This is a genomic window from Sagittula marina (genome assembly GCF_014196795.1).
Classification (GTDB): domain Bacteria; phylum Pseudomonadota; class Alphaproteobacteria; order Rhodobacterales; family Rhodobacteraceae; genus Sagittula; species Sagittula marina.
Genome location: NZ_JACIEJ010000006.1, coordinates 310,232 through 328,976 on the forward strand (window position 1 = coordinate 310,232; position 18,745 = coordinate 328,976).

The window sequence follows — 18,745 nt, forward strand, 5'->3', positions numbered from 1 at the left end:
TTTTCACGAAAGCAACCGCATGACGGCCGTTGCGATTTGATGTGCAAGGTAGGGTGGAACCGCGTTGCCGACCTGATGATACTGCTTCGTGCGTGGGCCGCAGAACCAGTAGTTGTCCGGGAACGTCTGCAAACGTGCTGCCTCGCGCACAGTCAGCGCGCGGCATTGCTTCGGATCGGGATGGATGAAGTAGTGTCCGTCCTTCGAGATGTGGCTGGTCACGGTCGTTGACGGCCTGCCTGCTGCCTGCGTCCGGAAACGGTCGGCGAAGTCTCCGGAGCTGCGATTTTTGTGTTTCGGCTGCAGAAACTCAGGGAACTCGATCAGCTTCGGGGCTTTCTTGAAAACATGAGTGTAGGCGGCCGAATACATGTACCGACCGAGGTCTTCCGGAATGTGGCCGCGGGTCTCGTGCTGGAGTGTTGTGCGCAACCGGTCGTCAGAAAACCAAGCTTGGAGATGATCCGGCATTGTTGACTTCTCACCCTTCCAACCACTGCTGCGATGGTGAGGCAGATCGTTGGCCGAGGCGATCGCGCGCGCGATTGCTTGTACATCATCGGGGATTCCACTGGCATTCGCGATGGCGAGGGCCTGCTCACGGACAGCGTGGTGCCACCTGTCAACGCTGTCCTGTCGGCTCAAACCGCTTCTCAATTGCCACATGCCGGTGATGGCCTCACCGACCGTGACCGGCGGCTGGGGTTCCCCCAGGATCGGGCCATTCAAATCCAGACCTGCCGCGATGTCCTTGCGTATCCCGAGGATGATGACACGATGGCGAGCCTGAGGAACACCATGGTCTTCGGCCCGGATAAGGAAACTGCGCGCCTCAGCCCGGCTGCCATCTTCGGGTGTCGGTTGAGCCAGGGGGAGCAGTCGGTACCCGTCCCCCGAAGCCTCGAGATCATCCAGAACCCTGCTGAAGATGCCCCCGCCATCGACCTTGCTCGATAGCATGCCTTTGACATTCTCCATGACAAAGGCCGCCGGATTCAGGCGATCCAGAATTCGCACGTATTCTCGATACAGGTAGTGCCGCTCATCCTGCTCCGGCACGTAATCAGCCTTGCCCTTGTTCCTTGAACGACCCGCGAGGGAATAGGCTTGGCAGGGCGGCCCCCCGATCAGGATCGTGTTTCCTCCGTGCGCTTCGCGGGCGTGGTCGAGTTCGACAGCCAGCTCTTCGAACACGCCGTCCCCGCCCAGAACTCGCTGCCTGACCTCCTGTTCCGCCAACCTCCAGTTCGATGGATAGAGTTCCGACCAGTCAGGAAAAGGTGCGCCCTTGTTCAGCGCATTGTAGTATTCCTGAGGAAACTCGTCGAAGGACCGCAAGAAAGCGCGCAATCGCAGCGTCTGGATGGCGTGGTCATCCATTTCGATGGACAGATGGATCTTCATCCCTGCATCGGATGCACGACCAGCCCGCGAGAAGCCCTCACCGAGGCCACCGGGTCCCGCAAATAGATCAATGATGGCAAATTTCCGGGTCATGGCAATCCTTCCTGGAGGCGCATGTCTACCAGGTTTTGCTATCAATGGCAGGTGGAAAATGGGGGCCAAATGGCTACATTTCACTCATGACCGATGTGGTGGACAAGAAGACGCGATCACGAATGATGGCGGGGATCAGGGCAACGAACACGAAGCCGGAGATGCTTGTCCGCCGGGCATTGCATGCGCGAGGCTTCCGATTTCGCATTCATGACAAACGACTTCTTGGGCGACCAGATATCGTGTTGCCTAAATGGAAGATTGCGATACAGGTTCATGGCTGTTTCTGGCATCGTCACTCCGGTTGTTCCAAGGCCACCAATCCGTCCAGTAATGCCTCCTTTTGGGCGGAAAAGTTTCGGGCCAATGTTGAAAGAGACGCTGCTGCGGTCGAGAGGCTCTTGGAGGAGGGGTGGCGCATCCTCGTGGTCTGGGAGTGCTGTCTCGACAAGGCCGGACTGGCAAAGGCAATTGATATGATAGAGGATTTCATCAAGCTTGGTCCCAATCATCCTGTCCGCTTCGCTGAAGTGGGGAAGCCAGATGTTGCAGTCGTCGAGGCGTAAAGTCGCCGCCGATTGTGGCCGCGCACTGGGAACACGGCGATGCAATGGGATGACCGTGAGCCAAGGTTTTTCGATACGATAAATCCTCGCCCGTAAACCTTTTCCGTGGGATTGGTGATAGACGCGGCAAAAGCACGTGACGAGCATTCTAGGGTCAGGATTCATAACCAGTAGATGACGAGAGCCGCGAGTGCGATGGCCGAGAGGAACACCTTTGGGCAGCGGTCATAGCGGGTCGCGACGCGTCGCCAGTCCTTGAGCCTGCCGAACATGATCTCGATGCGGTTGCGTCGCTTGTATCTGCGCTTGTCGTATTTGACCGGTGTCTAGCGTTTCTTTCGGCCAAGGATACAGGCACGAATCCCCTTGTCCTGCAACGCTTCTCTGAACCAGTCAGCGTCATAACCACGATCCCCGAGTAGCCATTTGACGTTTGGTAGGCCGCAGAGCAATGCGCGTGCGCCGATGTAATCGCTGACCTGTCCGGCGGTTACGAACAGGTCAATCGGTCGTCCTTGACTGTCACAGATTGCGTGCAGCTTGGCCCCTCTCGGGACATTTCCTACGGAAATGCCCTGCCGAGCAGTGGTTCATGACGCCTTTGGTTCGACCCCTCTCGGGACATTGCTGCGCAATGCGCTGCCAGGCACGGGGTCAGACGACCGCGCCCCTCTTTTTTGCGGCCATGCTGGTCGCCGTTCGATGGGCCTTGAGGTATGTCGCGTCGATCATCACGGTCTTCTCTTCGCCATGCTCAGAGGCCAGACCTGGCATCATCCGCGCGAAGATCCCTTTTTCGCACCAACGCTTCCACCGACGATAAAGCGTCTTGTGCGGACCATAGGCTGAAGGGGCATCGCGCCAGCGCAAGCCATTGCGATTCATGAAGATAATCCCGCTCAATACGCGCCTGTCATCGACCTGAGGCTTGCCATGAGGCTTGGGGAAGAAAGGCGCCAAACGTGCCATCTGCGCGTCGGTCAGCCAGAAACATAGCTCATGTCACCGCTCTGTTTTCAGAGCCGTGAATCACGCTGCACGACCAAAATCAATGCATCCTGACCCTAGTCATTGCCAACCGCGGCGTCCCTGAGGTAACGGCTTTGGCGCGCAGAAGGGTGAAGGTGCGACGCGATCCGCTTGGCCGGGCTGGACTAGGTGGTCGGGAGCGGCGCGGTTGCGCAAATCGGCTGACGGCCGCGCTTCGAGGCGCCGTGTTTGCGGTTGGACGCGGCGCTCAGGAAAAGCTGGCTCGGCTGATCCCCAGCAACACGGCCTGTCGCGTGAGGCTCAGCTGGTGGCCTCGACCGCCACGTCTTTCCGCCAGACAACAGGCCGGCCTTTTCCAGCGCTCCGGACAAAGAACCACCCTCCAGCGTGAGCTGGCCGATCTTCTCGAGCAGCGATGCGACCTCGGTCTCAGGCTCCTTGTTCCCGGGCGTGTCGTCGAACACGTTCGCAACGCCCTCAAGATGATATCCTTCCCCAGCTTGATCTGGTGAGGGTAAAAGTCGAACTATGTCGTCAGCTCGCTCATCGTTCAGGGCTGCCTGCGCGACCTTCGCCTTGAAGGCAGGGCTCTGGCTCCATTTCGGCCGTCTTGTCACCTTCGAACCTTCGTCCCGGCAAGGCTGCCGGATCAGGAGCGCGAAATCGTCCTGGCTGGGATGTTCAGATTTCTCCAGCCACCGCAGTCAGACGGTAATGTTCTTGCAGCACTTGATGTTGCGACAAGCGACGGGGGGGCACCCCCCCCCGCGTTCCGGTGAGACAAGACAAGAGCGGGTCTTGGGTGGGCCGCGTTCTTTCGGCTAATGCGACGGGTTCGATAGTCGGGGCCGGAGGGCCTCAGACCCGGGGGAGTTCCGAGAATATCTCGGGGCCGTCCTCGCGCAGGATCACGATCTCTTCCAGGCGCAGGCCGAACTTGCCCTCCAGGTAGATGCCCGGCTCGATCGAGAAGACATTCCCGATGGCCAGGGGCGTCTCGGAGGTGGCGGTGATATACGGCGGCTCGTGGATGTCGATGCCCAGGCCGTGGCCAGTCCGGTGCAGGAAGCGGTCGCCGTAGCCGCCTTCGGTGATGACAGCGCGCGCGGCGGCATCCACCGCGCTGGCGGGGGCGCCGGGTTTCGCGGCCGCCAGCGCGGCCTGCACGGCGGCCTCGACCAGATCGCGGACCTTCAGGAACTCGGCGTCGGGATCGGGGCCGAACCAACGGCAGCGGGTCATGTCAGAGGGATAGCCATCCAACACACAGCCGGTGTCGATCAGCACGGCCATGTTCTCGCCCAGGGTTGTGGCACCGGGGTGATGGTGCGGAAAGGCTCCGTTGCCGCCGAAGCAGACAGAGCAGAAGGCCGTGGCGGCGCCATTGGCCTTGTAATGCGCCTCGATCAGCTCGACCACCCCGGCCTCTGTCATGCCGGGCTTCAGGGCGGAGAAGGCGGCCTCGACCGCGGCATCGTTCAGCAGATGCGCGGCCTTGATGCGGGCGACTTCGTCCTTGTCCTTCATGGTGCGCAGCAGGCCGACGGTATCGTCGGTGAAGCGGCGGCGGGGGCTGTCGAGGTTGTCGAGCAGCAGCAGGGCGAAATCAGCGCGCATGGTCTCGTCCAGGACCACCGACAGGCCGGAGCGGCGAGCGTCGCTGGCGTCCAGCAGGGCCCCGAGGGCTGCCATCGGGCCATCGTCGTCGGTCCAGGTGAACAGAGGAAGCGGGGTGACCTCTTTCGCCATGGCGGCATTCAGCGCGGGCATCAGGAAGCCGGCGTGATCGGCGCTGACCAGCAGCATCACGGGGCGTTCGTCGCCATGGGGGTTGAGCCCGGTCAGCCAGGCCATGTGGCTGGAGGGGCCCAGCACCACCAGGTCGGTTTTGGTTTCCGCCATCCGCGCGCGCAGCCGCGAGAGGCGCTCTTCGGCCTGAATCAGATAGGACATTCTTTACTCCTGAAATGAAACGGGCCGCCGGCGAACCAGCGACCCTGTGATCTTGCGGGCGGTCGAAGGATTACTCCTTCTCGACCAGCCGGTAGTAGACGAAATCGGAGGTCGCGCCGTTGACGTACCCCGAGACATCCGCGCCCATGCCGACCTCGTAGGAGGCCTGGAACATGATCACGATGGGAGAGTCCTCCTGCACCTTGGCCTGCAGGTCACGGTACATGTCCAGACGCTTGTCGGGATCGGCTTCCGACAGGGCGGCCATGGTCTCTTCGTTGATCTCGTCCGGCACGGCCCAGGCGTTCCGCCAGGTGGTGGTGGCCTGGTAGTTTTCGTCCGAGTTGTCCGCGTTGTAGGCGAAGGCCTTGGCGTTGGAATGCGGGTCCATGAAGTCCGGGCCCCAGTACAGCAGCATCGCCTGGTGGGTCCGCTCACGGTACTTGGTGATCACCTGGGCGCCGGTGCCGGGCAGGATCTCGAACTCGATTCCCGCGTCGGCGAAGCTGGCCTGCAACGATTGCGCCATGTCGGTGAAGGGGGCGGAGTTGATCACGTCCAGCGTCACTTCGATGGGGGTCTCGATGCCGGCGTCGGCCAGGATCTGCTTGGCTTTCTCCGGATCATAGGTGAAGGGCGTCTCGTCGTAGGAGCCGGGGAAACCCTTCGGCCAGAAGGCCTGGTGGACCTCCATCTGGCCCTTGATGATCGTGTCGGTCATGCCGGTGTAGTCGACCAGGTAGCGCGCGGCTTCCCAGACGGCGGGATCGGTCAGGCTTTCGGTCTTCTGGTTGAAGGACAGGAAGTGGACGGCGGCCTGGGGGAAGGTCTCGACCTTGATGTCCTCGCTGGAGAGCGAGGTGATCTGGTCGGGGGTCAGGTTGCGGGCCATGTCGATGTCACCCTGTTCCAGCAGCAGCTGCTGGGTGGCGGCTTCGGCCACGTGGCGGATGATCACCTGGGACATCTCGGGCGCGCCCTTGAAGTAGTCCTCGTTGGCGGCCATGCGCACCATCTGACCGGGGGTGTAGGCGGTCAGTTCGAAGGGACCGGAGCCTGCCGAGTTGGCGTTCAGCCAGGCATTACCCATGTCGCCGTCTTCCTCGTGCTCCATCACCAGCGCCTTGTCGACGATGGAGGCGGGGCGCGCGGCCAGCACGTTCAGCACGAAGGCGGGCGAGAAGTCGCCCTCGTATTTCACCGTGACGACGTTGCCGTCGGCGGTGACCATGTCGTCCACGTTCTCCGGGGTCCAGCCGAGCTGGGCGAGGATGAAGGCGGGCGTCAGGTTCAGCTTGATGACGCGGGTCAGCGAGAACAGCACGTCCTCGGCCGTGACCGGGTTGCCAGAGTTGAAGACCGCATCGTCACGCAGGGTGAAGGTGATGGTCTTGGCCTCGGCGTCGACCTCCCATTCGGTCGCGATGCCGGGGGCCAGGACGGTGGGATCTTCCGCATCGTACTGGACCAGGCGGTCATAGAGGTTGGTCACGAGTTCACCAGAGGTGAATTCATAGGCCTGCGCCGGGTCGATTGCGACGATGTCGTCGATGTTCTGGGCGATGACCAGGACGTCATCAGGCGTGTCGGCCAGGGCTGCGGTGCCCGCGAGTGGCAGCGCGAGCGCCGAGGCAAACAGCGCGGATTTCAGCATGCTCATGTGGCTCTCCTTGTTGGGGTTGAGTTGAGTGGGACGGCGTTGATCAGCTCTCCAGCTGCACCATCTCCGGTAGTTTCATCCCGCCCTTGCGGTTCAGCACGGCCAGGGTTCCCGTCCAGAGGATCCGAACGGGCTTGTCAGTGGGATTGGTCCAGGAATGGGGGCGCAGCCCGCTGTAATGCAGGCTGTCACCGGCCTTCATCCGGATGACCTGGCCGTCGAGGGTCTGCTCGATCTCGCCGTCTAGGATGTAGATGATCTCTTCTCCCTCGTGACTGACCACTTCCGAGACATAGCCCGCAGGCACATGCAGGATGTAGCTGGACAGTTCCGCGCCGGGGAAATCGGTGGCCAGGTTCTCATACCCGATGGAGGAGCCATTCAGCGAGAACTGGGGCCGGGTTTCGGCGCGCGTCAGGCTGTCAGTGGGGCGGGGGGCGGCGATGAAATATTCCAGCGTCACATCCAGAGCCGCCGCGATCTGCGCCAGCGTCCCCAGCGAGGGTGTGGCGTTGTCGCGTTCCACTTGGCTGAGATAGCCGACAGAGACACCCGCCCTGTCGCACAGTGCCTGAAGAGTCAGCCCAAGCTGCTTTCGGCGCTTGCGAATAAGCGGTCCGAGCTGCGGCTCAGCTTTCTGCTTTTCCCGTGCCATGGCACGTTCCTCCGAGATTATTTCCGTTACGGTACAAAATTTTTTTTGCTATGGCAAAAAATTTTTGCAACACTGGGGGCGAGAATTCACTCGACCGATGCCAAAGGAGGCGGAGACCTTGGCGACAGAAGCATCAATGGCCGTCAGGGCGGGACGCGGTGCGCGGGGGATCGGCGGCTTCGTCGTTGTCACTGCGCTGACCTTCCTGGGCCTGCTGGCAATCACATTCTTCATCGGACGCGTGGTGCCCATCGACCCCGTGCTTTCGGTGGTCGGGGACCGCGCGACGCAAGCGCAATACGATGCGGCGCGAATCGCCATGGGGCTGGACCGGCCGCTGCTGGTGCAGTTCTTCGACTACGTCTGGTCGGTGATGCAGGGCGACCTTGGCCGCTCGATTTCGACCAACCGCCCCGTGGCCGACGATCTGCTGCGGGTCTTCCCTGCGACGCTGGAGATGGCCACGCTGGGTATCTTCTTCGGAGTCGTCCTTGGCGTGCCCGCCGGGGTCTGGGCCGCCACGCGGCGCGGCGAGTGGGTCGACCAGGTGATGCGGGTCTTTGCCCTGCTGGGCTATTCGGTGCCCGCCTTCTGGCTAGGCCTCGTCGGCTTGGCAGTATTCTATGCTGGCCTCGGCTGGGTCGCCGGACCGGGGCGGCTCGACATATTCTACGAAGGGCTCGTGCCCGCGCGCACCAATGTCATGCTAATCGACGCCGCGCTGGCGGGTGACTGGGATGTCTTCTGGAACGCGCTCTCGCACCTCCTCCTGCCGGCCTCGATCCTTGGCTTCTTCTCGCTGGCCTTTATCGCCCGGATGACCCGCAGCTTCATGCTGGACCAGCTGGGGCAGGAGTTCATCACCACCGCCCGCGTCAAGGGCGTGCCCGAGTGGCGGGTGATCTGGGTGCATGGCTTCAAGCCGATCCGCGTGCCGCTGATCACCGTCATCGGCCTCAGCTACGCCGCGCTGCTGGAAGGCTCGGTGATGATCGAGACCGTCTTCAGCTGGCCCGGCATCGGCAACTACCTGACCACCGCGCTGCTGAACGCCGACATGAACGCCGTGCTGGGGGCCACGCTGGTGATCGGTTCGGTCTTCATCCTGATCAACAAGATCTCGGACGTGCTCTACCGCGTCCTCGACCCGAGGAGCAAAGCATGAGCACCAGAGACTGGCTTCTGGACGACAGTCCCGCCACGCTGACCCAGGCCAACCTGGGCCGCGCCTGGCGCATGTTCACCGCGCTGATGCGCAATCCGCTGGCGGTGGCGGGCTTTCTGATCATTCTGCTGCTGCTGGCGACCGCGCTGTTTGCGCCCTGGATCGCGCCGGAAAGCCCCGTGGGGCAGAACCTGCAGGCGCGCCTGCTGCCGCCCACGGCCGAGCATTGGATGGGCACCGATGAGCTGGGCCGCGACATCTTCAGCCGCGTCGTCTACGGCTCGCGCATCACGCTGATGATCGTGGCGCTCGTGGCGGTGATCTCGGCCCCCCTCGGCCTGATCATCGGCGCCGTCGCAGGCTACTTCGGCGGCTGGGTCGACCGTATCCTGATGGGCCTCACGGACGTCTTCCTGTCGCTGCCCAAGCTGATCCTGGCGCTGGCCTTCGTCGCCGCCCTGGGGCCGGGCATCGAGAACGCGATCATCGCCATCGCGATCACCGCCTGGCCCGCCTATGCGCGCATCGCGCGGGCCGAAACCCTGACCTTCCGCAATGCCGAGTACATCCAGGCGGTGCGGCTGGTCGGCGGCTCGCATTCGCGGATCATCTTCCGCCACGTGCTGCCGCTTTGTACATCTTCGATGATCGTGCGGGTGACGCTGGACATGGCGGGCATCATCCTGACCGCCGCCGGCCTGGGTTTCCTGGGTCTTGGCGCCCAGCCGCCGCTGCCGGAATGGGGTGCCATGATCTCGCGCGGGCGGACCTTCATCCTGGACCAGTGGTGGGTCGCCACCATGCCGGGCTTCGCCATCATCCTAGTTTCGCTCGGCTTCTGCTTCCTGGGCGACGGGCTGCGTGACGTGCTGGATCCGAAACAGGGGGGCGAGAAATGACCGACGTACCGCTTCTGGAAATCGAGGACCTGCGGGTCAGCTTTGCCACCCCCAAGGGGCCTGTGGAGGTCGTGAAGGGCCTGAACCTGACCCTGGGCCGCGAAGAGCGCCTGGGCATTGTCGGCGAAAGCGGCTCGGGCAAGTCGATGACGGGCCGGTCGATCCTTCGGCTGATCCGTTCGCCGGGCAGGCAGACCGCGAAGACCCTGCGCTTCGATGGGCTGGACCTGATGGGCCAGAGCAACCGGCAGATGCGCCAGATCCGTGGCGCGCGGATCTCGATGATCATGCAGGATCCGAAGTTCTCGCTGAACCCCGTCATGACCATCGGCCACCAGATCGCCGAGGCGCTGCAGGTGCATGAAAAACTGCCCCGCCGAGACTTAAACGCCCGGGTGATCGAGATGCTGAACTCGGTCCGTATCAACGAGCCCGAGCGGGTGGCGAAGATGTATCCGCACGAGGTTTCGGGCGGCATGGGGCAGCGGGTGATGATCGCCATGATGCTGATCCCGCGCCCGCAGCTGCTGATCGCGGATGAGCCGACCTCGGCCTTGGATGTCTCTGTGCAGGCGCAGGTGCTGGACCTGATCGAAGAGCTTGTCACGGGGAACGGCATGGGGCTGATCCTGATCAGCCACGACCTGAACCTGGTGGCGCGCTACTGCGACCGGATCATGGTGATGAACGGCGGCGAGGTGGTCGAGGCCTGCGCGGCCGCCGATCTGCACAAGGCCAGCCATCCCTACACCAAGGGTCTGCTGGCGGCACAGCCGCGGATGCAGGAAACCCGAGACGAGCTGCCGGTCCTGGACCGCAGCGGAGGAGCAGGCACATGAGCAGCGCCGCAATTTCCCTCAAGGACCTGGATATCTCCTACGGCGACACCAAGGTGGTGCGCGACGTGACCTTCGACGTGGCGACGGGCGAAAGTTTCGCGCTGGTTGGCGAGAGCGGTTCGGGCAAGTCGACTGTGCTGAAGGCCATCGCCGGGCTTGCGCCGGAATGGACGGGAGAGGTTTCCGTGCTGGGCAAGCCGCGCGGCCATGGTACCGACCGGGCTTTCTCCGAGACCTGCCAAATGGTCTTCCAGGACCCCTACGCCTCGCTGCATCCCCGCAAGACCATCGACACGGTGCTGTCCGAGCCGCTGGCGATCCACGGCATCGGCAAGCGCAGCGAGAAGGTTGTCGAGATGTTGGGCGCCGTTGGCCTCGACCAGCGTTTCCGCTTCCGCTTTCCGCACCAGCTGTCGGGCGGGCAACGCCAGCGTGTCGCCATCGCGCGTGCCCTGATGCTGGAACCCAAGGTGATGCTGCTGGACGAACCGACCAGCGCGCTCGACGTCTCGGTGCAGGCCGAGATCCTGAACCTGCTGAAGCGGCTGCGCCGTGAACAGGGGCTGACCTACCTGATGGTCACCCACAACCTGCCGGTGGTCAGCTTCATGTGCGATCGCATGGCGGTGATGAACAAGGGCCGCATCGTCGAGATCGCCCCCAAGACCGCGCTCTATGACGGCAGCTTCGCCGATCCCTATACGCGCGACCTCTATGCCGCTTCGGGCGGCAATCCCGATGCCGATCCCGTGGTTGCGGCGGCATCCGAAAGCAAGGACCCCGCATGACCGATACCAAAAAGGCGCTTGCCGATTTCACCACCGCCCTGGCCGCCGCGACGACGGACGAGGCGGCTTTCGACGCGCTCTGCGCGCTGACAAAGGCGACAGTGGGCGCCAAGTTGTTCACCGTGATGACCTCGGACACCGATGCCATGGTGGCGCGCCGCGCCTATACCGACGATGCCGAGAACTATCCGACCTCGGGCGAAAAGCCGATCGTGCTGAACCGCTGGTTCGAACAGGTGCTGACCCGGCAGGAGGCCTTTGTGTCCAACACGCTGGCCGATATCGACACGGTGTTCCCGGATGCCGAGTTGATCGGCAAGCTCGGCTGCGGCTCTGTCGTGAACCTGCCGCTGATCATCGGCGGCAAGGTCATAGCGACGATGAACATCCTGCATGAAGAGGGCTACTACACGCCTGAACGGGTGGCCCAGATCCACGACATGCTGAGCCTGCCGGCAACGGCTGCCTGCGCCGTGGCGATGGTGCTGCGCGCCTGACCAAGGCCGCCAACTGCCTAGTGTATGGCGCCGAGGTCAAGAAACACGGAGATCGGTGGATGAGGCCGGGATCGGTCTGCCATTCTCGCCGGATGAATTGCACAGGCGTTGGCCCCTTGAGCGTCTTCTCGCGCCGCGCGGCGTTGTAGGCGCAGACGAACATGGCGAGGCAGCGATTGCGCTGCGCGCGATTGTCGTAACGGAAACGTTTCACCGTGGCGTCTTTGATGGTCAGGCTCATCCGTTGGACCTGTCCGTTGGTACAGCAGGGGCGCTTGCTCAGGTATTTGGCGGATTCAACCGGTCGTCGCAACACCTTCGATCATGTGCAGTTTAATCCGCTGGTCGATAGCTTCAGCTGGTGTTTTCCACCCTAGAGGTTTATGTGGTCGCGTATTCAAAGCATGGGCAACAGCGTTCAGCTCGTCGACGCCGTGTTTGCTGAGATTTGTCCCCTTAGGGCGTGTTGACAAAAGGGATTCACAGTTCAGGCTGATCGTGATTCAAGCTGGTATCTGCGATGGAGACCCGCTTGGCACGAGACCTGATGTCGGACGAGGAATGGGCGTTCTTTGAGCGTTTCATTCGGACAGTCCGCGCCCCGAACGGGCTCAAACCTACCAACCACCGCCTAGTTCTTGATGGGATTTTCTGGATCGCGCGCACGGGGTCTCCCTGGCGCGATCTGCCGGAAGAGTTCGGCAAGTGGTCCAGCGTCTATCGGCAATTCCGGCGTTGGACGTTGGCAGGCCTGTGGGATCAGATCATGGACGCCCTGAACGAAAGCGGGGCGGTGCCGCACGCCCTGCAAATGATCGACAGCACCATGGTTCGCGCCCATCATCCACTGCCCGGCAGGGCATTGCGCGAGCAATGTCCCGAGAGGGAGGCAGCGGGCGCACAAGGGGGGACTCCGCGACAGGGTCTTGGCTGCTCACGCGGTGACTTCACGACCAGGATCCACCTCCTCGTCAATGCAGCCGGGCTGCCCATGAGGACGGAGATCACCGCGGGACAGACCTCAGACTATCTCGGTTTTGATATGGTCATGGCCGATAACCTGCCCACGCCAAGCGTCCTGCTGGCCGACCGAGGCTATGTCGCTGACAGCATTCGTAAATCCATGGACAGGCGTGACGTTCTGCCGGTCATCCCGATGCGGAAATCACGCAAGATGCGCGTCGGGGTCAACCGCTCCCTCTACCGGCTACGCAACCTGGTTGAACGGTGCTTCAACAAGCTGAAGAACGCCCGCCGAGTTGCCACTCGTTACGATAAGACCGCAGAGAGCTTCCTCGGCTTCGTCGACATCACGTCGATACGCCTTTGGGTGCGCCATTTGTCAACATGACCTAGTGTGATCTTTCTTGCAATGGACGCGCGATGAATAGTCTGATTTCTAGCCCGCAACGCTTGGGTGCTCTGCTCGCCGAAGCTCGAAAGGCTTCGGCCTCAACTCAGGCCGAAATTGCGGAACGCGCTGACCTTCGGTAGGCAACGGTTTCAAAAGTAGAGAATGGTGATCAAGGTGTATGATTAGAAACAGTACTATCTTTGCTAGAAGCAAACGAACTTGAGCTCGTAGTTCGAAAGAAGCCAAATCTATCAAGAGCCTAACCCATTAGAATGATCGACTTGACTACCCAAGCTTTGTCTTACTGATCAACTTTTTGGCTGAATAATGATGCGCGATGCACGAATGTCTGCTTCGACGGGCCGCGCTAGAGCATCTGGCGCCGCAAGCGGAAGGCGGCTTTGCGCAGGGACCGGACATCCGCCGCGCCAAGCACGGAGGTCCGGTAAGGGCCGAGACCGGTCAGCCGCTACGCCTGGCGTGAAGGTCGGCTAAGGCCGGGAGCTACGGCCCGCCAGACGTTCGGCTCGCTGCGCCGCCGCAGTTCGGCGCCTAGCCTTATGTGACAGATGCTACGGGACGCCCCAATGGCGGCTTTTGGGCGAGCGAACCAAATATGATTTTGCTGGGGAAGGGGCTAGCAATGTGCATGGTGGGGGGCAACCTTGACCGCTCTTGGGGTACGGGTGGTCTTAGAAATGGAGCCGGAGTCACCAGCGTTGTATTTGCGACGCTAAGAGACTATGTGAGAGATACGAAAGTTGCGGCTCTCCGCGGTATAGGCGCATCAGCCTGCCAGAGCGGACCACAACCCCCATCATGAAAATTCAGCTGTCACGTCCTTTAACAGGGATCTGATGTTTGGGAAGGTTGCCGATGTCATCGCGCACGACCACGTCAGCTGTGACATTTCTTCATCCGTTTGTGGTCACTCGGTACACCGATGAATTGCCCGCGGACGACTACGAAATGTTGGCAGATGACGACGTCATGCAGAGCTACGGCTTTGCCGCGTACCGACGGACCGCGACGTTTCCATTAAACAATTGGCGCGCAGGAAAGTCAGTGCTGCGCGCAGTGGATCACCGTGAGCTGGAGGGGGCTCTGCCACAGGATCAAGCCAACGCAAACACGAACGCAATCAGAAATAGTGCGGCGGCGCTCTCTCCGTCAAAGGATCAAAAATGACGTTTCCCGAATGGACGAAACCCGGCGTTTACGGCGCCTTGGTTGGCGCAATTGCCGTCTCTATTCTTGGCTTCACTTGGGGCGGCTGGACAACTTCAAGCGGTGCCCAGGAGATGGCTGATAGCTTTGCCGCAGAGCAAGTCACCTTGGCCATGGTGCCGGTCTGTTTGGGGCTTTCAGAAGCTGATGTGCAACGCGTCGAAAGACTGGCAACGCTTCGAGAATCTTCCAGCTTTCAGCGGCGCAATGTGATGATGGAAACCGGCTGGGCCACATTGCCGGGCACAGATGCCCCGAGCCGGGATCTGGCAGACGCATGTCTTGCGGAGCTCGCCTTAGATGTATCGTAAACCACACATCACAGAGCCTCGGGGTTCGTATGCAATGGCTGCCTGCGCGCCGGCCCAAACACCGCCACTCTTGGCCCTCTTCATCGGTTCGATCTTGGCGGTCATGCTTTTGGGACTGCCTGTCTTTGCTTAAACCGCCGCACAGCCAATGCCTGAGAATGCCAGTGCCAAAAGTTACTGCGATGGTTGGGAATGCAACATTGGATTCCGACTGAACGAGGATACCTGCGTCGCGGTGGTTGTGCCGCAAAGCGCAAATGACGCCAAACGGTTCTACGGTTCCGGATGGGAATGGGCACCGATTTCGCAAAACGCCCGCCTGGACAGAGCGGGCAACCGCTGGGGATGCAACAAGATTTCCAAGATAAAAGCGGCTTTGCGTCCTTAACAACCAGGCGCGGGACACGACACCATCCCCGTTCAAAATCCGCATGTGAGGGCAATTCTGCCCTCCGTACCAACGTAGAGAAGAGAACCACAATGGAAACCAAATCTGAAACTATTAATACCATCCGCCGCCCTGTCAGGGGAGCGCAAGCGCCTCCTATAAAACAGATCAAACCTGCAGGCTTGGCGTCAGACAAGCAGATCGCGTCCTCACCAACGGCGGTCGTCTACTGCGAAGGAAACTTTGCGCAAATCGATGGCAAAACGGCAAATGGCCTTGTGCGCCATTCTCAAGCGCATCGCATCCTTTCCGTTATCGACAGCACTGTTAGCGGACAAGACAGCGGATCCGTTCTAGACAACGTAAGCAACAACATACCTGTCTTTGGTCATCTGGACGCCGCGGTTGCCCATGAAGCCGTCCTTCCCGATACGCTGATCTACGGGATGGCTCCGTCAACGGGGCGTCTATCGACTGCGGACCGAGGCGTTGTTCTGCAAGCAATTGAGCTTGGTATGAACATTGTGAGTGGGTTGCATGAATATCTGAGCGATGACCGAGAAATAGCCAACGCGGCATTAGTTCGAAATGTCACGATCCGCGACATCCGCAAGCCGAAAGCCAGCAAGGACATGCGCCTGTTTGATGGCAGTGTTGCTGACGTCAAAGCGCTGCGTATTGCTGTTCTCGGCACAGATTGCGCCATTGGAAAGCGGACGACGGCGACCGTATTGGCCCAGGCCCTGAATGCCACGGGCATCAAGACGGTGCTTGTCGGCACAGGCCAGACCGGGCTGATGCAGGGCGCGAAATACGGTATCGCAATGGATGCCATACCGCCGCAATTCTGCTGTGGTGAGCTTGAAGGCGCGGTTGTTGCAGCTTCTGAATCGGAACAACCCGATGTCATTTTGATCGAAGGTCAGGGTGCGTTGAGCCATCCCGCGTTTTGCACATCCGCCTTTATTCTTCGGGGGAGCCAGCCGGACGCTGTCATCCTTCAGCACGCGCCGAAACGTGCCCACCGCTGCGACTTTCCCGGTATGCCGATGCCTTCTGCGGCAAGTGAGATCGCCTTGATCGAAGCCTTTGCGGATACAAAGGTTATCGGCGTCACCCTCAATCACGAAGGCATGACAGAGGCCGAAATCACCGAAACCATCGCGGCCCAATCCCACCAACTCGGGTTGCCCGTTACCGATGCATTGGCCAGACCTGTTGCACATTTGCTTGCGATGGTGGTCGCTGCATATCCGGGGTTGATGCAAGGGACGCCCGTGGCCGCGCTATGAGTTGCCCACGCATCGAAGTGGATCTGGCCAAGATACGCGGCAACACGCAGACCCTTGTCAGTCGCCTTGGGCCACGCGGGATCGGCGTCACAGGCGTTACCAAGGCTGTCTGCGGCAATCCTGCGATCGCTCAGGCTATGTTGGACGGGGGCGCTTTGGGACTTGCGGATGCACGTATCAGAAATGTGCAAAGGTTGCGACAAGCAGGCATGATATGCCCGGTCACGCTGATCCGCACGCCTATGTTAAGTCAGGTCGATGAGGTCGTTGGGTTCTGTGAAGTGAGCTATAACACAGAGAGCGCTGTCATTGCGGCATTGGCATCTGCCGCCATCTGCAAAGATAAGGTTCACGGCATCATACTGATGGTCGAGATGGGCGATTTACGCGACGGGATAATGCCCGAGGACCTGGCTGACTTCGCGAAGCAGGTCATGACCATGCAAGGGGTGGCTTTGAAGGGCATCGGGGCAAACTTCGCTTGTTTTAGCGGGCTTGCCCCGACTGTGTCGCAAATGGCCGATTTTTGCGACCTCGCGAATGAGATTGAGGGCGTTTGCGGCCCCTATCTCAAGACAGTGTCTGGTGGCAGCTCAGCCAATTTGCCATGGGCACTTGGTGAGCACGCGACGGGTCGCGTCAATGACCTCCGTTTGGGGGAGGCGATCCTTCTGGGTGTCGAGCCACTGTCCGGGGACCAGATCGACGGGATGCACACCGACGCATTCACGCTTGTTGCCGAAGTTATTGAAACGGATGCAAAACCCACGCCTTCCCCTATCGCCCCGATCGATCCAACCAGGGAGCCACTTCGTATTGTGACACCCAGTGCCGCCTCTGCGCGCATGATCCTCGCGATGGGACATCAGGACACCGAAATTCCGGGGCTTACAATGCCTGTTGGAAGCACATTGATCGGTGCAACCAGCGACCATCTTGTCATTGGAACGCTCCGCCCCCTGTCAACGGTGGGATCCGAGATGAGATTCCAGATGAATTACGATGCATTGATGCATGCCATGGCCGCGCCGGACATCGAAGTGACACTGTTGGGCGAGCCATCCATGCGCCCATCACGGCTCCCGCAAGGCAAGGTCAACCACTTGGCGTTGATGTGAAACACCTCGCTTGGTCCGACCGACCTTCAACAATAAAGGAAACTGAAAATTGACGAAACTTACAAAAGACAATCTATTCAAAGTGTATGCCTCCAAACCTGAAACCGCGATGGATAAGACGACGCGTGTCGTCAGGCAAATGGTCGACGAAGAAGCGGAACAACGTGACGCCAAGAATTCCCGGCTACGCAACGCCCGCGCTGAAAGAGAAGCACACACGCCGCCTGCACCAAAGCTTCAGCAGCGTCCGAACCGCGTCGGATCAAAACCCGTTCGACGCGGTAGTTGAACTTTGGCCGGTTTGTTTGCGTGATGTCCTCCAGTGGTCAACAGGCACTTCAAAGAGGTTGAAATCGTCCAGGGCTGCTCCCAGAACTTCCAATCATTCCAGTCGATCAAAAGGATTCATCCATGACAGACGCAGAGCGTTCCCCGGAAAAAACCCACTATATCTGTCAAACGTATGTTGAGACGAAGGCTGGGCGCAATGGGCAGCCCGGCCTGAAAATTGCCAAGCAATTTGAATACTCCACTGCGTTGGAAGCAAAAAACAGAGCCGAACGAGAGGCTCTGTCCGAGGATTGCGCAGGCGCGGACGCCTACATGGTCACCGAGGATCAAACCAGTGGAGAAATCGGCGACCCAAGCTTCCTTATAAGGCTAGGCAACGTTCCTGAATCTGACGACTTCTAGAATTCAAAAGTGCGCGTGGGCGGTACGGAGTTCGCGTGCCGCAAACGCAACAATGCACTGGTCAACAGCAGCATTGCTGGCGAGGTTCTTCCACGATCCGGGCCATGCAAACAAAAGTCGGCCGCAGCGAGAGCGCGCTTTTCCCCGCTCAGCGGACTTTCGCCTTCCCGGCAATTCTGCACGATGCCCCGGATGACCGGTTTGAAGAAGCTGCACCGCGGCGATAACCGACCCGGCAAACGTCTGGAGAGGGCCGTTCACGTCGCTAGTATGCCGATCGGACCCCGCATGGCACATGCCTCTATCTTCGCTTGCCGCGACTGGCGACTTCGCTTCCGATCCCGAAACGGCTATGGAGCCGAGTATCGCAACACGTGGGGCGTTTGAGCACACAGGACGTGTATTTTCTGGGAAAGCTTTCCCTTACGGTGGAGCCCGCTGACCGCGAGACGCTCCCGTCGCTGTTTTCGCGCACGGCAATCCTGAATGGAACCGACGCTGCCAACTTCGCCCTCGATCTCGGGACCACCTTTCGGCGTATCCTGGAGCAGGACGAAGAGGCCGTCGCGATTTTTGCAAAACGCGCAGGGCTGTCGGCCACGCAGCTCGCCGAGCTGCTCTCCTGGACAGGTGAACGCATCGGAGACGTCCGGATGCGGTTTCGGAAGGAAGTCCTCGTCTCGCGGGCCCTACGAAACCCGATCATTCGGGGCTGTCCACACTGCATGCGTGAGCATGCAGCCAATCAGCCCCATCCATTGCGGCGCACTGCCTTGCGGGGGGGGCTGGCTTTGCAGAGGTGTTGATATCTGCCACCAGCACCACCATCCGCTGGTTCCCTTGTGGTCCAGCT

Annotated in this window: 19 protein-coding genes and 3 pseudogenes; 14 read left to right on the forward strand and 8 right to left on the reverse strand. The window is 60.6% G+C overall.

Going from position 1 to position 18,745, the window contains the following annotated elements; translation table 11 throughout:
* Positions 1-3: 3 nt before the first annotated feature.
* A complete protein-coding gene (locus tag GGQ68_RS13895; protein WP_183966971.1) occupies positions 4-1,497 on the reverse strand; it encodes a DNA cytosine methyltransferase in 1,494 nt (497 codons plus the stop codon).
* Between the two features lie 86 nt (positions 1,498-1,583).
* Here GGQ68_RS13895 and GGQ68_RS13900 point away from each other — a divergent pair, with 86 nt between their 5' ends.
* Complete coding sequence (locus tag GGQ68_RS13900) at positions 1,584-2,063, forward strand: very short patch repair endonuclease (protein WP_183966972.1); 480 nt, start codon at positions 1,584-1,586, stop codon at positions 2,061-2,063.
* A gap of 161 nt (positions 2,064-2,224) precedes the next feature.
* On the opposite strand, the pseudogene GGQ68_RS13905 reads toward GGQ68_RS13900, so the two are convergent.
* From GGQ68_RS13905 to GGQ68_RS13925, 5 genes and pseudogenes are all read right to left on the reverse strand, one after another.
* Positions 2,225-3,032 (reverse strand): annotated as a pseudogene (locus GGQ68_RS13905) (IS5 family transposase).
* Positions 3,033-3,217: 185 nt separating this feature from the next.
* Entirely contained in the window at positions 3,218-3,517 is a 300-nt protein-coding gene (locus GGQ68_RS13910) for a hypothetical protein (protein ID WP_183966973.1), read from the reverse strand.
* 394 nt (positions 3,518-3,911) lie between these two features.
* Entirely contained in the window at positions 3,912-5,006 is a 1,095-nt protein-coding gene (locus tag GGQ68_RS13915; protein WP_183966975.1) for a M24 family metallopeptidase, read from the reverse strand.
* A 70-nt stretch (positions 5,007-5,076) separates the two neighbouring features.
* Positions 5,077-6,666: an ABC transporter substrate-binding protein gene (locus GGQ68_RS13920; RefSeq protein ID WP_183966977.1), complete on the reverse strand. Its 1,590-nt coding sequence runs from the start codon at positions 6,664-6,666 to the stop codon at positions 5,077-5,079.
* Positions 6,667-6,709: 43 nt separating this feature from the next.
* Complete coding sequence (locus GGQ68_RS13925; protein WP_183966979.1) at positions 6,710-7,321, reverse strand: helix-turn-helix domain-containing protein; 612 nt, start codon at positions 7,319-7,321, stop codon at positions 6,710-6,712.
* Positions 7,322-7,457: 136 nt separating this feature from the next.
* On the opposite strand from GGQ68_RS13925, the gene GGQ68_RS13930 reads away from it, so the two are divergent.
* The 5 genes from GGQ68_RS13930 to GGQ68_RS13950 are packed head-to-tail and all read left to right on the forward strand — an operon-like array spanning position 7,458 to position 11,509.
* The gene (locus GGQ68_RS13930; RefSeq protein WP_183967036.1) at positions 7,458-8,486 is read left to right on the forward strand and encodes an ABC transporter permease; all 1,029 of its coding nucleotides are present in this window, start codon (positions 7,458-7,460) and stop codon (positions 8,484-8,486) included.
* The gene (gene nikC / locus GGQ68_RS13935) at positions 8,483-9,385 is read left to right on the forward strand and encodes a nickel transporter permease (RefSeq protein WP_183966981.1); all 903 of its coding nucleotides are present in this window, start codon (positions 8,483-8,485) and stop codon (positions 9,383-9,385) included. Before GGQ68_RS13930 ends, nikC begins: the two co-directional genes overlap by 4 nt.
* The gene (locus GGQ68_RS13940; RefSeq protein WP_183966983.1) at positions 9,382-10,224 is read left to right on the forward strand and encodes an ABC transporter ATP-binding protein; all 843 of its coding nucleotides are present in this window, start codon (positions 9,382-9,384) and stop codon (positions 10,222-10,224) included. Before nikC ends, GGQ68_RS13940 begins: the two co-directional genes overlap by 4 nt.
* Positions 10,221-11,012, forward strand: a complete 792-nt coding sequence (locus GGQ68_RS13945; protein ID WP_183966985.1) for an ABC transporter ATP-binding protein — start codon at positions 10,221-10,223, stop codon at positions 11,010-11,012. Before GGQ68_RS13940 ends, GGQ68_RS13945 begins: the two co-directional genes overlap by 4 nt.
* The gene (locus GGQ68_RS13950; RefSeq protein WP_183966987.1) at positions 11,009-11,509 is read left to right on the forward strand and encodes a GAF domain-containing protein; all 501 of its coding nucleotides are present in this window, start codon (positions 11,009-11,011) and stop codon (positions 11,507-11,509) included. The genes GGQ68_RS13945 and GGQ68_RS13950 overlap by 4 nt, the downstream gene beginning before the upstream one ends.
* A 109-nt stretch (positions 11,510-11,618) precedes the next feature.
* On the opposite strand, the pseudogene GGQ68_RS24310 reads toward GGQ68_RS13950, so the two are convergent.
* Positions 11,619-11,771, reverse strand: a pseudogene (locus tag GGQ68_RS24310) (IS481 family transposase); the annotation flags it as partial.
* A 34-nt stretch (positions 11,772-11,805) separates the two neighbouring features.
* A pseudogene (locus GGQ68_RS24315) lies at positions 11,806-11,970 on the reverse strand (IS30 family transposase); the annotation flags it as partial.
* 59 nt (positions 11,971-12,029) lie between these two features.
* On the opposite strand from GGQ68_RS24315, the gene GGQ68_RS13955 reads away from it, so the two are divergent.
* The 8 genes from GGQ68_RS13955 to GGQ68_RS13990 all read left to right on the forward strand — a co-directional run bounded on the left by GGQ68_RS13955 (position 12,030) and on the right by GGQ68_RS13990 (position 18,698).
* Positions 12,030-12,860 carry an IS5 family transposase gene (locus GGQ68_RS13955; protein ID WP_183966989.1) on the forward strand — a complete coding sequence of 277 codons (831 nt, stop codon included), beginning with the start codon at positions 12,030-12,032 and terminating at the stop codon, positions 12,858-12,860.
* Between the two features lie 879 nt (positions 12,861-13,739).
* The gene (locus GGQ68_RS13960) at positions 13,740-14,051 is read left to right on the forward strand and encodes a hypothetical protein (RefSeq protein ID WP_183966991.1); all 312 of its coding nucleotides are present in this window, start codon (positions 13,740-13,742) and stop codon (positions 14,049-14,051) included.
* Positions 14,048-14,401 carry a hypothetical protein gene (locus GGQ68_RS13965; protein ID WP_183966992.1) on the forward strand — a complete coding sequence of 118 codons (354 nt, stop codon included), beginning with the start codon at positions 14,048-14,050 and terminating at the stop codon, positions 14,399-14,401. The genes GGQ68_RS13960 and GGQ68_RS13965 overlap by 4 nt, the downstream gene beginning before the upstream one ends.
* A gap of 480 nt (positions 14,402-14,881) precedes the next feature.
* Positions 14,882-16,081 (forward strand): N-acetyltransferase DgcN family protein, encoded by a 1,200-nt coding sequence (locus tag GGQ68_RS13970; protein ID WP_183966993.1) that lies wholly within the window; start codon positions 14,882-14,884, stop codon positions 16,079-16,081.
* Entirely contained in the window at positions 16,078-17,199 is a 1,122-nt protein-coding gene (locus GGQ68_RS13975) for an alanine racemase (RefSeq protein ID WP_183966994.1), read from the forward strand. The genes GGQ68_RS13970 and GGQ68_RS13975 overlap by 4 nt, the downstream gene beginning before the upstream one ends.
* 49 nt (positions 17,200-17,248) lie before the next feature.
* Positions 17,249-17,488 (forward strand): hypothetical protein, encoded by a 240-nt coding sequence (locus GGQ68_RS13980; RefSeq protein ID WP_183966995.1) that lies wholly within the window; start codon positions 17,249-17,251, stop codon positions 17,486-17,488.
* 122 nt (positions 17,489-17,610) lie between these two features.
* On the forward strand, positions 17,611-17,892 hold the full coding sequence (locus GGQ68_RS13985) for a hypothetical protein (protein ID WP_183966996.1): 282 nt from the start codon (positions 17,611-17,613) through the stop codon (positions 17,890-17,892).
* A 383-nt stretch (positions 17,893-18,275) separates the two neighbouring features.
* The gene (locus GGQ68_RS13990) at positions 18,276-18,698 is read left to right on the forward strand and encodes a TniQ family protein (protein ID WP_183966998.1); all 423 of its coding nucleotides are present in this window, start codon (positions 18,276-18,278) and stop codon (positions 18,696-18,698) included.
* Positions 18,699-18,745 lie beyond the last annotated feature (47 nt).